The sequence below is a fragment of the Lysobacter sp. H23M47 genome (genome assembly GCF_015209765.1).
GTDB lineage: Bacteria > Pseudomonadota > Gammaproteobacteria > Xanthomonadales > Xanthomonadaceae > Novilysobacter > Novilysobacter avium.
This window is the reverse complement of sequence record NZ_CP063658.1, coordinates 2,366,311-2,380,885: the sequence shown is the minus strand read 5'-3', so window position 1 is coordinate 2,380,885 and position 14,575 is coordinate 2,366,311. Positions and strand designations below refer to the sequence as shown.

The 14,575-nt window shown below is 64.2% G+C and carries 16 protein-coding genes and 1 tRNA gene; 14 read left to right on the top strand and 3 right to left on the bottom strand.

Annotated elements, in window-relative coordinates:
• Positions 1–77 precede the first annotated feature (77 nt).
• A complete protein-coding gene (gene speD, locus INQ43_RS10800; RefSeq protein ID WP_194034261.1) occupies positions 78–869 on the top strand; it encodes an adenosylmethionine decarboxylase in 792 nt (263 codons plus the stop codon).
• 6 nt (positions 870–875) lie between these two features.
• On the opposite strand, the gene coq7 is transcribed toward speD, so the two are convergent.
• Positions 876–1,520, bottom strand: coding sequence for a 2-polyprenyl-3-methyl-6-methoxy-1,4-benzoquinone monooxygenase (gene coq7 / locus INQ43_RS10795; protein ID WP_194034260.1), 645 nt, complete (start codon positions 1,518–1,520; stop codon positions 876–878).
• A 9-nt stretch (positions 1,521–1,529) separates the two neighbouring features.
• Positions 1,530–2,744: a (Fe-S)-binding protein gene (locus INQ43_RS10790; RefSeq protein ID WP_194036451.1), complete on the bottom strand. Its 1,215-nt coding sequence runs from the start codon at positions 2,742–2,744 to the stop codon at positions 1,530–1,532.
• A gap of 179 nt (positions 2,745–2,923) precedes the next feature.
• Here INQ43_RS10790 and rplM point away from each other — a divergent pair, with 179 nt between their 5' ends.
• The 5 genes from rplM to maiA all read left to right on the top strand — a co-directional run bounded on the left by rplM (position 2,924) and on the right by maiA (position 5,648).
• Complete coding sequence (rplM, locus tag INQ43_RS10785) at positions 2,924–3,352, top strand: 50S ribosomal protein L13 (RefSeq protein WP_043958007.1); 429 nt, start codon at positions 2,924–2,926, stop codon at positions 3,350–3,352.
• A gap of 10 nt (positions 3,353–3,362) precedes the next feature.
• Positions 3,363–3,755, top strand: coding sequence for a 30S ribosomal protein S9 (gene rpsI / locus INQ43_RS10780; protein WP_193984504.1), 393 nt, complete (start codon positions 3,363–3,365; stop codon positions 3,753–3,755).
• Positions 3,756–3,782: 27 nt separating this feature from the next.
• Positions 3,783–3,857 (top strand) — tRNA-Gln (locus INQ43_RS10775).
• Positions 3,858–3,958: 101 nt separating this feature from the next.
• Positions 3,959–4,945, top strand: coding sequence for a fumarylacetoacetate hydrolase family protein (locus tag INQ43_RS10770; protein WP_194036450.1), 987 nt, complete (start codon positions 3,959–3,961; stop codon positions 4,943–4,945).
• A 25-nt stretch (positions 4,946–4,970) separates the two neighbouring features.
• Positions 4,971–5,648 carry a maleylacetoacetate isomerase gene (gene maiA / locus INQ43_RS10765; RefSeq protein ID WP_194036449.1) on the top strand — a complete coding sequence of 226 codons (678 nt, stop codon included), beginning with the start codon at positions 4,971–4,973 and terminating at the stop codon, positions 5,646–5,648.
• Positions 5,649–5,690: 42 nt separating this feature from the next.
• On the opposite strand, the gene INQ43_RS10760 is transcribed toward maiA, so the two are convergent.
• A complete protein-coding gene (locus INQ43_RS10760) occupies positions 5,691–6,788 on the bottom strand; it encodes a PilT/PilU family type 4a pilus ATPase (protein WP_194036448.1) in 1,098 nt (365 codons plus the stop codon).
• Between the two features lie 152 nt (positions 6,789–6,940).
• On the opposite strand from INQ43_RS10760, the gene INQ43_RS10755 reads away from it, so the two are divergent.
• From INQ43_RS10755 to INQ43_RS10720, 8 genes are all read left to right on the top strand, one after another.
• On the top strand, positions 6,941–7,264 hold the full coding sequence (locus INQ43_RS10755) for a DUF4398 domain-containing protein (protein WP_228062498.1): 324 nt from the start codon (positions 6,941–6,943) through the stop codon (positions 7,262–7,264).
• Positions 7,261–7,872 carry a hypothetical protein gene (locus tag INQ43_RS10750; protein WP_194036446.1) on the top strand — a complete coding sequence of 204 codons (612 nt, stop codon included), beginning with the start codon at positions 7,261–7,263 and terminating at the stop codon, positions 7,870–7,872. The genes INQ43_RS10755 and INQ43_RS10750 overlap by 4 nt, the downstream gene beginning before the upstream one ends.
• Positions 7,873–8,091: 219 nt before the next feature.
• Positions 8,092–8,310 carry a YdcH family protein gene (locus INQ43_RS10745; RefSeq protein ID WP_194036445.1) on the top strand — a complete coding sequence of 73 codons (219 nt, stop codon included), beginning with the start codon at positions 8,092–8,094 and terminating at the stop codon, positions 8,308–8,310.
• A 109-nt stretch (positions 8,311–8,419) separates the two neighbouring features.
• Positions 8,420–9,796: a pyridoxal-phosphate dependent enzyme gene (locus INQ43_RS10740; protein WP_194036444.1), complete on the top strand. Its 1,377-nt coding sequence runs from the start codon at positions 8,420–8,422 to the stop codon at positions 9,794–9,796.
• Positions 9,797–9,952: 156 nt separating this feature from the next.
• The gene (locus tag INQ43_RS10735) at positions 9,953–11,131 is read left to right on the top strand and encodes a cystathionine gamma-synthase (protein ID WP_228062497.1); all 1,179 of its coding nucleotides are present in this window, start codon (positions 9,953–9,955) and stop codon (positions 11,129–11,131) included.
• The gene (locus INQ43_RS10730) at positions 11,128–11,970 is read left to right on the top strand and encodes an ABC transporter permease (RefSeq protein WP_194036442.1); all 843 of its coding nucleotides are present in this window, start codon (positions 11,128–11,130) and stop codon (positions 11,968–11,970) included. The genes INQ43_RS10735 and INQ43_RS10730 overlap by 4 nt, the downstream gene beginning before the upstream one ends.
• A gap of 4 nt (positions 11,971–11,974) precedes the next feature.
• A complete protein-coding gene (locus tag INQ43_RS10725) occupies positions 11,975–13,120 on the top strand; it encodes an ATP-binding cassette domain-containing protein (RefSeq protein ID WP_194036441.1) in 1,146 nt (381 codons plus the stop codon).
• Between the two features lie 15 nt (positions 13,121–13,135).
• Entirely contained in the window at positions 13,136–14,557 is a 1,422-nt protein-coding gene (locus INQ43_RS10720; protein ID WP_194036440.1) for a class I SAM-dependent methyltransferase, read from the top strand.
• The last annotated feature ends 18 nt before the right edge of the window (positions 14,558–14,575 follow it).

The following is a 14,575-nucleotide window of genomic DNA, read 5'->3' as shown; positions in this document are numbered from 1 at the left end:
GTCGCTGGACGCGCGTTTTCAACCCGCGGCCAATTGCCGCATAATCCGGCATCTTGTCATTGTCCGGATAAAGCCTAGTGGTCAAGCCGTTGCCGCGTCTGAGGTTGCAGGGGTTCAACAACCTCACCAAAGCGCTCTCGTTCAACATCTACGATGTCAGTTTTGCCTACTCCGAAGAGGAGCGGCAGCGCTACATCGAGTACATCGACGAGGAATACAACGCCGATCGCCTGACCCAGATCCTGACGGATGTGGCGGACATCATCGGCGCCAACATCCTCAACATCGCCCGCCAGGACTACGATCCGCAGGGCGCGTCGGTGACGATCCTGATCTCCGAGGAGCCGGTGATCGACAAGTCCGATGCCAAGGGCGTGATCTCCGAGGCGGTGGTCGCGCACATGGACAAGTCGCACATCACCGTGCACACCTATCCGGAAACGCACCCCGACAACGGCATCGCGACCTTCCGCGCCGACATCGACGTGGCGACCTGCGGTGTGATCTCACCGCTGAAGGCGCTCAACTACCTGATCGAGACGCTCGAGTCCGACATCGTGGTGATGGACTACCGCGTGCGCGGCTTCACCCGCGACGTGAAGGGCAAGAAGCACTACATCGACCACCGCATCAACTCGATCCAGGACTACCTGGCCAAGAACATCAAGTCGCGCTACGAGATGCTCGACGTGAACGTCTACCAGGAAAACATCTTCCACACCAAGATGCACCTGAAGGACTTCGACCTGGACCAGTACCTGTTCGAGGAGAAGGCGCGCAACCTCTCGTTCAAGGAGCGGATGAAGATCGAGGCGCGCCTCAAGCGCGAGATCGAAGAGCTCTACCACGGGCGCAACCTGGTCGACTGATCGGGCTCAGACCCGGTAGGCGATCGCCTTCATCACCCGCGAGGCGGCCGACATGATGGACGGCACTGGCGGCGGCAGGATCCTCGCGCCGGCGGCCTCGGCATTGTCCGCATGCCGGGCCTCGTCCTCCTTCATCACCTCCAGGATCGCCCGGCTGCGGGAATCGGCCGCTGGCAGCGAGGCGAGGTTTTCGTCGATATGCGCCTCGACCTGACGCTCGGTTTCCACCACGAAGCCCAGGTTCCAGCCGTCGCCGCGCAGGCCGGCCAGGACACCGATCGCGAAGCTGCTGCCATACCACAGCGGGTTGAGCAGGCTGGGACGGTCGTCCAACTCAACCAGACGGTCGGCGCACCAGGCCAGGTGGTCCGTCTCCTCCTGCGCGGCCTCCAGCAGATGGGCGCGGGTGGACGGGTCGCGAGCCACTGCAGCCTGACCGCAGTACAGCGCCTGTGCACAGACCTCACCGACGTGGTTGACGCGCATGAGGCCGGCGGCATGGCGCCGCTCGCTTTCCTCCAGCACGACATCCGCACGATCAGCGGCCGGGTTGGGGCGCATGGCGGCAGGGGAACCCAGGACGGTTTCCAGCGCACGCTGGGCATCGTCAAGGACACGGTCGATCCGGCTGAGGCGGCGGGTGGTTTGCATGCCGCCAGTTTAGCGCGCGCTGCTGGCACCGGGGCGGCCGTGTGCCGGGTCGGCGGCATCCGGCGTGGCCAGTCTTTCGGCGAGAAACTCCAGCGGGTGCTGCACCGGCAGCATCGTTCCGTTGCCCAGGTGCAAGCGACAGCCGATGTTGGCACTGAGCAGGCGCGTCGCACCACTGGTCGCCAATTGATCCAGCAGGGGTTGGCGGTACTCGCCGGCGCGCACCGGATCGATCAGCATCTGGTTGCCCGCGGCGCCGCAACAGCCGAAGCCGGCATCGATCTCGATCACCGTCAGCTCCGGGATCCGTGCCAGCAGGCGACGCAGTGCCGGCACGCTGCCACTGGCATTGCGCTGGGTGCAGGGCAGGTGCAGGGCAACGCGTTCGGGTCTTGACCGGAAAGTGAGCTCATCGCTGCGCGCGTCCAGCAGCGAGAGCGCATCCACCGTTTCCCCGTCGATGGCGCCCGCGAGGGCCTTGTGGCAGCCGCTGGCGAGAGTGAGAACCTGCGCGTGTCCCGCAAAGGCCTCGCGATTGCATGCCGCCAGGCGCGCCGCGCCGTCGAGATTGCCGGCGTGCGCGTGGAGGGCGCCGCAGCAGGTCTGCGCGTCCGGCATCACCAGTTGAATGCCCGCCGCGGCACAAAGCCGGGTCAGCGCGTCCCGGGCCGGACCCTCGTAGGAGTCCGCAATGCATCCGACGAAGAGGGCGGCCGATGGCGTCGACGTCGCGGGTTGCGCCGCCGTTGCATCGCGCAGCGGAAGCATGCCGTCGCTTGCGAGTGCCGGCGGCGCAGGCAACAGCTGCAGTCGGTGAGGAAGGAGGCTGCGGGTGCGGCGGTAAAGGCCCACAAGTGCGCCCAGCAGCCGGGGCCGGACCACGAGGCCTTCCAGCGCCTTTTGAAGCAAGCTCGCACCACGCCGCTCGCGTTGGCGACCCCGCGCGGAAACCAGCAGCGCGTCATACTCCACCCCGGCCGGGCAGACGGCCTCGCAGTTGCCACACCCCAGGCAGTGGTCCAGATGGGCATCGCCGAGCGGGCCCGGCTCGATCGTGTCCAGTGCCCACGCCCTCGCCAGGGCTATCCGACCGCGCGGCGATTCGGCTTCCATCCCCTCGCGGCCGTAGGTCGGGCATACCGGCAAACACAGTCCGCATTGGACACACCGGTCAGCCAGTGCGACCAGCGGGTCGGAGGCAAGCGGACGGCTGGCAGCGGGCATTGCCGGATGCTAGCATGTGCGGCTCGGTGGCTTGCGCTGAATTGCGGCGACCGTTATCATTCCGCCTCTTTACGCTCCACAGCGCATCTTTCACCACAACGCGTGGCGAAGTTCCGGCCGTATCCCTTCCGCGGGTCACGGGCGCAACAAGCCCGGCAAGGTACCCAAGAAGATCAGTCATGAAGACATTTAGCGCCAAGAACGAGACCGTCCAGCGTGACTGGTACGTGGTCGACGCCTCCGGCAAGACCCTGGGCCGCCTGGCCGCCGAGCTTGCCCACCGCCTGCGCGGCAAGCACAAGCCGGTCTACACCCCGCACGTCGACACCGGCGACTACCTGGTAGTCATCAACGCCGAGAAGATCGTGGTCACCGGCAACAAGCTGGCCGACAAGAAGTACTACCGGTTCACCGGTTACATCGGCAACCTGAAGTCCGAGACCCTGGGCCAGGCGCTTGAGCGCCATCCCGAGCGCGTCATCGAGATCGCGGTCAAGGGCATGCTGCCGAAGAATCCCCTCGGCCGCGCCATGTACCGCAAGCTCAAGGTCTACGCAGGCTCCGAGCATCCGCACACTGCCCAGCAGCCACAGCTGCTGGAACTCTAAGGTCAACGACATGGCAATCCAGCAGAACTACGGCACCGGCCGCCGCAAGTCCTCCACCGCCCGCGTGTACCTGCGCAAGGGCGAGGGCAAGATCACGATCAACAAGCGCAGCATCGAAGAGTTCTTCGGTCGTGAGACCGCTCGCATGATCGTGCGCCAGCCGCTCGAACTGACCAAGTCCACCGACAAGTTCGACGTCAACGTCACCGTTGCCGGCGGCGGCACCACCGGCCAGGCCGGTGCGATCCGCCTGGGTATCTCGCGCGCACTGGTCGAGTACGACGAGTCGCTGAAGAGCGAGCTGCGTCAGGCCGGCTTCATGACCCGCGACGCCCGCGAAGTCGAGCGCAAGAAGGTCGGTCTGCACAAGGCACGCCGCGCGACCCAGTTCTCCAAGCGCTAAGATTCCTTGCGTTACAATCCGCTTTATAGCCCCGTCGCCAAGCGGTAAGGCACCTGACTCTGACTCAGGCATTCGGTGGTTCGAATCCATCCGGGGCTGCCATACAACAAAGAACCCGCCCACGTGGCGGGTTTTTTGTTGCCTGCGCGCAAGCGGTTACAATTGAAACCATCGCGCCGCGGCGCCGTTATAAGGAGTTCCCGATGAAGCTTGGTTCCCTCAAGGAAGGCGGCCGCGACGGCACGCTGGTGGTGGTTTCGCGCGACCTGACACGGGCGGTCCGCGCCACCGGCATCGCCGACATCCTGCAGCGCGCGCTGGAGGACTGGAGCAACATCGCGCCGCGGCTGAACACCTTGTACGAGTCCCTCAATGCCGGCAACGCCGAGGGCGCGTTCGACCTGGACGTGGCGAGCCTTGCCGCGCCACTGCCGCGCGCCTACGAATTCCTGGACGGCAGCGCCTACCTGCCGCACGTCGAGCGCGTCCGCCGCGCACGCGGCGCCGAGGTGCCGGAGAGCTTCTACACCGACCCCTTGATGTACCAGGCGGTCAGTGCCGGCTTCATGGGGCCACGGGATCCGGTGCGGGTGGGCAGCGAGGAATTCGGCATCGACCTGGAGGCCGAGCTGGTGGTCATCACCGACGACGTGCCGATGGCGGTGTCCGCCGAATCTGCTGCCGGCCACATCCAGCTGGTGGGCCTGGTCAATGACGTGTCGCTGCGCAACCTGATTCCGGGGGAGCTGGCCAAGGGTTTCGGCTTCCTGCAGGCCAAGCCGCGTTCCGCGCTGAGCCCGGTGTTCGTCACTCCCGACGAACTGGGCGATGCCTGGCGCGACACCAAGCTGCACCTTCCCATGCTCACCCACGTCAACGGCAGATGGTTCGGCGCGCCCGAGGCGGGTGTCGACATGCAATTCAACTTCGCCCAACTGGTCGCGCATGCCGCCCGCACCCGCCCGCTGTCGGCGGGAACGATCGTCGGCTCGGGCACCATCGCCAACGAGGACACGTCCCTGGGCGCATCGTGCTTTGCCGAGCTGCGCACGGTGGAGGCGCTGCGCGACGGCAAGCCCAGCACCCCGTTCATGTCCTTCGGTGACACCGTCCGTATCGAGATGCTGGACAGCGAGGGAGCCAGCATCTTTGGCGCCATCGAGCAGCGCATCGAACGCCACGACGGCTGATCACGCGCACGCCCAGGAGAGAGGCATGTCCGAGCAGTTGACGCTGTATTCGTACTGGCGTTCCAGCGCGGCGTACCGCGTCCGGATCGGTTTGAACCTGAAGGGGCTGCCCTACAGGACCGTGCCGGTGCACCTGGTCCGGGACGGCGGCCAACAGCACATGGAGGCCTATCGCCAGCTCAATCCGCAGGAACTGGTGCCGGTGCTGATGCACGGGGACCGGGTGATGCGGCAGTCGGTGGCGATCCTGGAGTACCTTGACGAGACTTGGCCGTCGCCGCCGCTGCTGCCCGCGGCCAGCCGGGACCGGCAGCGTGCGCGAGCGATCGCCCAGGTGCTCGCCTGCGACATCCATCCGCTCAACAACCTGCGCGTGCTGCAGTATTTCGACCGCACCTGGAGCGTGCCCCAGCCCGAGCGCGAGGAGTGGGTCAGGCACTGGGTGGCCGAGGGCTTCGCGGCGATCGAGACGATGCTCAACGACCACCCGTCCACCGGCGTTTTCTGTGAAGGCGACATCCCCGGCCTGGCCGATTGCTGCCTGATACCGCAGATGTACAACGCGCGCCGATTTGCGGTGGACCTGACGCCGTATCCCACCCTGGTCCGGGTCGAGCAGGCCTGCCTGGCGCTGCCCGAGTTCGACGCGGCACGGCCGGAAAACCAGCCCGACGCGCCTGCGCCGGAGCCCGCTTCCGACTGAGAAGGTCAGCCCGCCTGGCGCTCCCAGCGGGGCCGGCTCGGCTCAGAACACCGACGCATACTGGTCGTGCTCGGCATCGGCCCCTTCGGAGAGGCGGAACTTCAGCGCCAGCCCGTCGCGTGAGTCGGCCGCGCGCAACGCCTCGTCGATATCGATCTTGCCTTCCTTCTGCATCCGGAACAGGCACTGGTCGAAGGATTCGATGCCTTCCTCCAGCGACTCCTCCATCGCCTGCTTGATCTCGTGGATCCGGCCACGCCGGATCAGGTCGCGGATGTGTGGCGTGTTGATCAGAACCTCGGCGGCGGGCACGCGGCGGCCGTCCACGCCGACCACCAGGCGCTGGGAAATCACCGCCTTCATGTTCAGCGACAGGTTCATCAGCACGTTCTTGTGCGCCGCCTCGGGGAAGAAATTGAGGATGCGCTCGATCGTCTGGTCGGCGTTGTTGGAGTGCAGCGTGGCCAGGCACAGATGACCGGTCTCGGCGAAGGCGATCGCCGCCTCCATCGTCGACTGGTCCAGGATCTCGCCAATCAGGATCACGTCGGGTGCTTCACGCATCGCGTTTTTCAGCGCGCTGCCGAAGGCGTGGGTGTCCAGACCGACCTCACGCTGGTTGACCAGCGAGCGCTTGTGCCGGTGGAGGTACTCGATCGGATCCTCGATGGTGAGGATGTGCCCGGAGACGCTGCTGTTGCGGTGGTCGATCATCGAGGCCAGCGTGGTCGACTTGCCCGAGCCGGTGGAGCCGACGATCAGGACCAGGCCGCGTGGCTCCAGGATGATGTTCTTGAGCACCTGCGGCAGCTGCAGTTCCTCGATCGACGGGATCACGCTGCGGATCGCGCGGATCACCATGCCGACCTCGCCGCGCTGCTTGAACACGTTGATGCGGAAGCGACCCGCATCGGACAGCGAATAGGCCATGTTGAGTTCCAGCTCGCGCTCGAACTGCGGCACCTGGCCGTCGCCCATCAGCGAGTAGGCGATCTTCTTGACCATGCCGGGCGGCAGGCCGGTATTTCCCAACGGATGCAGCCGGCCCTCGATCTTGATGTACACCGGCGCGCCGGTGCTCAAGAACATGTCCGACGCGTTCTTCTCCGTCATCAGCTTCAAGAAATAGCCGATGTCCATGCGCCCACTCCCCGTTGACCGGACGCCGTCATTGCAACCTTGACGCCGGATTGCCCACAATGGCCGGGCGATACACCTCCGCCACGGCTCCCCATATGCTCACAAGCTTCTCACAATTCCGCAGCCTGCTCGCGTGCACAGTTCTCGCTTGCGTGCTCGGCGCATGCGCCACGCTGCCGCCGCCGACCAATGAGCTGGCCGATGCGCGACAGGCCGTTTCCAGGGCGACCGACCTGGACGCGGACCAGTACGCGAGCGAGCAGCTTGCGTCGGCACGCGATGGCCTGGGGCGGGCCCAGGTGGCGATGTCAGAAGGTCGCAATGACGCAGCGCGCGCGCTCGCCAATGCCGCCAGCGCCGATGCCGATCTGGCGATCGCACTGAGCGCCAACGCCAAGACCGCCGCCGAGCTGGCCCAGCGACGACGCGAAGTGCGCGAACTGCGCGACCGCTTCGAGGGAGGGAGCAGCCGATGAGGATTTCCACGGATATCCGTTGCCTGGCGATCGGGCTGCTGCTGGCCGCGTCCATCGTCCCCGCCCACGCGCAAAGCCGCACCGATGCCGGCGTCGAGGCACTGGGGCGCAAGCTGGTCGCACTGGATGCCAATCCGGACTACGCCAATGCCGCGTCGTTTGAGCGACTGCAGGCGCGCAACGCCGTGGATGCGCTGGCCAACGCCCGCCAGAGTCAATACGAGGCGGCGTACTACGTTGCCGACCGCCGGGTGCAGATCGCCGAGGCTGCCGCGGAGACGGCAGCGATGCAGCAGCAGTTGCGCGAGTTGGACCGGGAGCGCACCGAGCTGCTGCTGGAAGCCAGTCGCCGCGATGCCGCCGCCGCGCGCGCCGAAGCCGAGCGCCTGCGCATCGAGGCCCAGGTCCGGGCCGAGGAGGCCGAGCGCCTGCGTATGCAGTCCCTGAGCGATGCCGACGCCATGGCCGATGTGGAGACGGCGTTGAAGGATGTCGCCGGCGCCCAGGCGGCCCGCCTGAAAGCTGCAAGGGCGCGCGAGGCCGAACTGGCCCGTCAGGAAGCCGAGCTGATGGGCGGCAAGCCCGACGAGAAGCCCAAGAAGAAGTAGTCGCGCCACGGCGTCCCGGGCGTTTTGTCAATAAATCGTTGGTTGTCAGCGGTTTAAGTCCGCATAGCGTGCGGGGACAAGGCTCTTGTCAGCCCTTTGCCTCGGGCGCGCCCTCGGCCCGACCAACGCATATTGCCGCTGCCGGACGTGCGGAGTAGGGTCGAATCACCGGGCGGTCGATTCCCGCCCGGCGGTTCCCCTGTGCTGAAGGAGGCTTCAATGTTCGATGATCAATCCCAGCCCGAGATCGATGCCCTGATCGATTCCAACCGCGAGTTCAAGCAGCTGTACCAGCGCCACAAGAAGCTCGACAAGAAGGTGATGGACGCCGAATTGGGCGTGCTGCCGATCGACCCCACCACGCTGGCACAGATGAAGCGCGAGAAGCTCGCGGCCAAGGACCAGTTGGTCAGGATGTACGCCGCCCAGGGCACCTGAGCCGCGCTGCGCTGCCGACGCCGGCTGCCGCGTACCCGGCCGCCGGTGCCGGCATCCCTTAGAATCCCCGGGTCAGCCGCGATTGCGGCGCCAGAAGCCCGTTACCTGCATGCAAATTGCCAGCTCCGTACTAGACCTGATCGGCAACACGCCGATCGTCAAGGCGCAACACCTCGATACCGGTGTGTGCGAACTGTATTTCAAGCTGGAATCCCAGAACCCCGGTGGCTCGATCAAGGACCGCATCGGCCTCAAGATGATCGAGGCCGCCGAGACGCGCGGCGATATCGCTCCCGGCGACACCCTTGTGGAAGGCACGGCGGGCAACACCGGCATCGGCCTGGCGCTGGTCGCCCAGCAGAAGGGCTACAAACTGGTGCTCGTTGTTCCGGACAAGATGAGCCGGGAAAAAATCTTCAACCTCAAGGCGATGGGTGCGCAGGTGGTGCTGACCCGCTCCGACGTCGCCAAGGGCCACCCCGACTACTACCAGGACCTCGCCGCGCGCATCGCCAGCGAGACGCCCGGCGCGTTTTTCATTAACCAGTTCGGCAACCCGGACAACCCGGCCGCGCACGAGCAGGTCACCGGCCCTGAGATCCTCGCCCAGATGGCGGAAGTCGGCGGTCTGGACGCGATCGTGTTCGGCTGCGGCAGCTCCGGCACCATGACCGGCCTGTCGCGCTGCTTCGCGGAAAAATCCCCACACACCGAGTTGATCCTGGCCGACCCGGTGGGCTCGATCCTGACCGAGTACATCAACGAGGGCACGCTCAGCGACAAGTCCGCCAGCTGGATGGTGGAAGGAATCGGCGAGGATTTCCTGCCGTCGATCTCCGACTTCAGCCGCGTCAAGCAGGCCTACGCCATCAGCGACAAGGAGAGCTTCCTGACCGCGCGCATGCTGCTGGAGAAGGAGGGCATCCTGGGCGGATCCTCCACCGGCACCCTGCTGGCCGCGGCGCTGAAATACTGCGCGGCGCAGACAGTGCCCAAGCGTGTGCTGGTGTTCGTCTGCGACACCGGCAACAAATACCTGTCAAAGATGTACAACGACTACTGGATGCTCGACAACGGCTTCCTGGAAGCCGAGCGCCACGGCGACCTGCGCGACCTCATCCTGCGCCCGTTCTCGCGCCGCGACACCGTGGTCATCGGCCCCGACGACCTGCTGGTCACCGCCTACCAGCGCATGAAGCTCTACGACGTCAGCCAGTTGCCGGTGATGGACGGCGACCAGCTGGTCGGCATCATCGACGAGTCCGATCTGCTGCTGCACGTGTACGGCGATGAAGCCGGGTTCCGCGACCCGGTATCGACGGCGATGGTGGGCAAGGTCGAGAAGATCGACAAGGGCGCGGCGGTCGAGGCGCTCCTGCCGGTGTTCGAGCGCGGGCATGTGGCGGTGATCGTGGATGGCGACAGTTTCTTGGGACTGATCACACGGATTGACTTGCTGAACCATTTGCGCAGGCGGGTGGAGTAGGGCAGGAACGCGGTCGAGGCGCGCCGCTTGGTCGTCCGCGCGCGCCCGTCGCGATGCGGATTTTCCAGGTGACGATAGCGGACGGCGGTGAGGGACTCTTCAGCCGACGGTGATAAACTTGCCGGCTGATTCGTCGCGGTTATGGGAGTGCCTACAATGAGCAGTGACAATTCCGATGGCGCTGGCCGAAAGCCGGGCCTGGGCACTCTCGCCATACATGCGGGGCAGTCGCCGGATCCCAGTACCGGCGCGGTGATGACGCCGATCTACGCGACCTCCACCTACGTGCAGACCAGCCCGGGCGTGCATCAGGGCTTCGAGTACTCGCGCAGCCACAACCCGACCCGTTTCGCTTACGAGCGCTGCGTGGCCGCGCTGGAAAGCGGAACGCGCGGGTTCGCGTTTGCGTCCGGCTCCGCCGCGAGCTCGACCGTGCTGGAGCTGCTCGACAGTGGCAGCCACGTCATCGCGATGGACGATGTCTACGGCGGAACCTACCGCCTGTTCGAGCGCGTGCGCCGCCGCAGTGCCGGGCTGGATTTCAGCTGGGTGGACCTCACCGATGCCGCCGTTTTCGAGGCCGCGATCCGGCCCGAGACCAAAATGGTCTGGATCGAGACGCCGACCAACCCGTTGCTGAAGCTGGTCGACATCGCCCGCATCGCAGAGATCGCGCACAAACACGGCCTGATCGTCGTGGTCGACAACACCTTCTGCTCGCCGATCCTGCAGCGGCCGTTGGAGCTGGGTGCGGACATCGTCGTCCACTCGGCCACCAAGTACCTCAATGGCCACTCCGACATCGTCGGTGGCATCGTGGTGGTTGGCGATAACACCGAGCTGGCTGAGCAGGTGGCATTTCTGCAGAACGCCACCGGCGCCGTGCAGGGTCCGTTCGACAGCTTCCTCGCGCTGAGGGGACTGAAGACCCTGCATCTGCGCATGAAAGCGCATTGTGAGAATGCGCAGGGGCTGGCGGAATGGCTGGAAGGCCACCCGGCGGTGGAGAAGGTTCTGTACCCGGGCCTGGAGTCGCATCCGCAACATGGTCTGGCCGCGCGTCAGATGGACGGATTTGGCGGCATGGTCAGTATTTACCTGAAGGGCGGTGCCGAAGCGGCGAACCGTTTCTGCGAGCGCACCAAACTGTTTGCGCTGGCCGAGTCCTTGGGCGGTGTGGAAAGCCTGGTGAACCACCCGGCGATCATGACCCACGCGTCGGTGCCGGCGGAAAGGCGGGCGGCGCTGGGGATTACCGACAATCTTGTGCGCTTGAGTGTTGGGGTGGAGGCGGTTGAGGATCTGCGGAAAGATCTGGAGCGGGCCTTGTCGTGACCGCGACGCAGGAGATGGTGTCGACTTCGACCTCAACGCGTTCGGCGGCGACCAACAATTTCTGGCGCGATCTGCGCGAGAGTCTGCGCAACCCGGAATTCTGGGCGCTCTCCAGTTGGCTGGATATCCTCGTGCGTGCGCGCAAGTCACGCTTCGGCATGCTGTGGCTGATGGCGCCGGCGATCATCTACGTGTTCGGTCTGGGCTCGTTCTTCGCGAGCATGCAGGGACGAACGATCCCGGCGTTTGCCGTCCACGTCGCGTTGGGTGCGATGGTGTTCCGGACCTTGATGTCATCGGTGATCGGCAGCGCCAACGTGCTGGTCGCGAGCCAGTCGTTCATCATGGACGGGCACATGCGCCTGACCGACTATCTGCTGCAGTCGCTGGCCAAGTCGTTCTTCGATTTCTGCATGTATATCCCGGTTACGCTCGTAGCACTGTTCCTGTTTGGGGACGTATCGCTGCGTGGTTTGGCCGTCGCGCCACTTGTCGTCGGCCTGATCTATGTCAACGGATTGTGGATCAGCGTGGTGTTCTCGCTGATCGGCGCACGTTTTTCAGACTTCGGTCAGTTGCTCAGTCACACCTCGATCTTCCTGTTCCTGCTGACACCGATCATCTGGTATCCGGAACTGATGCCGGCCGATGGTATCCGCGGCCAGCTGATGCGCTTCAACCCGTTCTACCACTTCGTTGCATTGTTCCGCGCCCCGATCATGGGCAATCCGGTGGAACCGATCACTTTTTACTACGTGGGTGTGATGACTGTCCTCGGTCTGCTGCTGGCCACGCTCGTCTATCGTCGCTACGCCCGCTTCGTGCCGCTGTGGATCTGAGCCGATGAGCGTCTTCATACGTGCCGACCGGCTCACCCTAGATGTGCCGATCTTCCTGCAGCGCGAACGCGCGGCCAATGGCTGGGGCGGCATGTTCATGGGCGCGGCTATGGATACGCCCAAGCGAAGTCTGGTCCGGCTGCTGGACGACCTTAGCTTCGAGATCCGCGAAGGCGATCGCCTCGCGATCCTCGGCCGCAACGGCGCCGGCAAGAGTACTTTGTTGCGCGTGCTCAACCGGGTCTATCAGCCCACCAGCGGGCAATTGACAGTTCAGGGCACCTGTCAGGCCCTCTTGAACATGTCGCTGGGCTTCAACGGCGAAGCAACCGTGCGTGAGAATATTTACCTGCGCGGCGTCGCCATGGGGTTGAAGGCGGCATTCCTGCGGCCACAGGTCGAATCGATCCTCGACTTCGCCGGTCTCGAACACAAGATCAACCACCGTTTACGTACCCTGTCATCGGGCCAGAAAATGCGCCTCGGGTTCGCGATCTCAACCTCGGTCCAGCACGACATCATGTTGATGGACGAGTGGGTCGGCGCTGGCGACTCGGACTTCATGGCCAAGGCCAAGGAGCGCATGCAGAGCCGGGTAGGCGGGAGCAAGATCGTGGTGCTTGCCAGCCACAGCGTCGGGTTGCTGCGCGACATGTGCAACAAGGGCATCGTGCTGGAAGGCGGCAAGCTTGCCTACGCGGGTGACATCACCTCGTCCTTGAAGTGCTACCACGAAATGATGGCGGAGTTGCGCGCGAACAAGACGATAAGCCTGCAGGCGCAGGTTCCCGTTGGTGCGCAAGTTTATGGTGTGATCGAGGAAATACGGTGCGGCGGACGTGAGGGCGTGTTCCTGATAAAAGGCTGGATGGTCGACACCGAGGGCGCACTGCCCAGCGGGATAGCGTTGGAGGTGCACGGACACCGGTATGTGGCGCAAACGCTCGTTCGTATAAAGCGCCCGGATGTCATGAACCATCTTGGTCTGAGCAATGGCGATTGCGGCTTCCATGCCGAAATCAGCGTCCCGGGCGTTCTTCAACTCTCCGGCTTGGGGTCGGAACTGCGGATTCTCGGCGGCTTGTCTGCTGACCATGCTGACGCACCCTTGCGCCTCGGCGCAGCAGTTACTGCTGCGCTTAATTCCTGAGGAAATAGCTAGACAATGGTCCAATACCAATCATTCCCCGATGCTGCAGGTGACTCGCGCACATCGGACAAACTGAAAGCCTTGCGATTGCCGGCCATCGAAGGAAAGTCCTTTCTGGATATCGGCTGCAACGAAGGATATTTCTGTGGTTTTTCCCATTTCATGGGTGCAGCACGATCCGTTGGCATTGACCATTCGCCCGAGTTCATCTACCGGGCACAAACGCGCTTTCCAGAGTGTGAATTCCACGCGCGTACCTGGGATCATCTGCCCGAGGGCGAATTCGATGTAATCCTGCTGGCTTCGGCACTGCATTATGCCGACGACCAGCCCGGGCTGATCGATCGACTGGTGGAAAAGCTGACGCCGGATGGTGTGCTGATTCTCGAACTCGGCATCGTCTCCTCGCCAAGAGCCGAATGGGTCAAGGTCAAGCGCGGCATCGACGAGCGCTACTTCCCGACCATGGCGCAGCTCAAGCGGACGTTGATTGATTACGCATGGAAATGGATGGGTCCCAGTGTCAACCAGGACGGCGATCCGGTGCCGCGGCATGTCATCCATGTGTCTCACCGGAAGCCAATTGCCTATCTGCTAATGCAGCCGCCGGCCTACGGCAAGAGCAGTGTCGCATCGCGCTTGTTCCCGCCTGCGAAGGTGCCAATAGTCTCGGGTGACGAGATCATCCAGCGTATTGCCAAGCGTGAACTGAGCGCACCTGGGAAGCTGCAGGACTTGATCGAAAAAGACTATTCACCGTTCTCCATCGACAAGACCATCCAGCGCGTCTTCGACAAGAAGATGGGTGGCGAACTGGTGCAAGTGTGGGTGGCTGAAGGCGGCGACGAGGATTTCGCCGTGGACGGTTTCGTTCCGGCCAAATATCAGGCGCAGGTGGAAGCACAACTTGCCGAAGCCGGTTATATGCCGGTGACGTTGCGGTGGGAGCGGGTCGCGCCTTCACTGGTGCCCCTGGATTCACTGAACGAGCAGACTGCGGAATTCAATCGCAGCTTGTCCGTGGCCGGGCGGGAAGCCGGCGACAATGCCGACAAAGGTGCCCGACAGTCATCGGCGGGCTACGTTGACGAGGTTAAAATACAGGATGGCCATGTCGTCGTGCGTGGCTGGGCAATCGATGCAACCGGGAGCGCGCCGGAGCAACTGGTACTGGGTATCGGGGCCGATCGGACCTTTGTGGAGGTCGGCGACCCACAGGAACGCAAGGACGTGCAACGCCACCTCGAATTGCCGCATGCCAAGCTGGGCTATGTAATAAAGTTGCCAGTCCCGGTGGAGACTGATTTCGCGGGCCTTGCCCGGCAGGGGTTCTCGGTGACCTTGGCGTCAGGTCGGCCGCTGCGATTGGCACAACGTGTCATCGAGTCGATGCAGGGTGCGGCTGAGCCGGATGAGGCCGGAAGTCCGTCATCCTGACCGGAATGGAATAGCTGT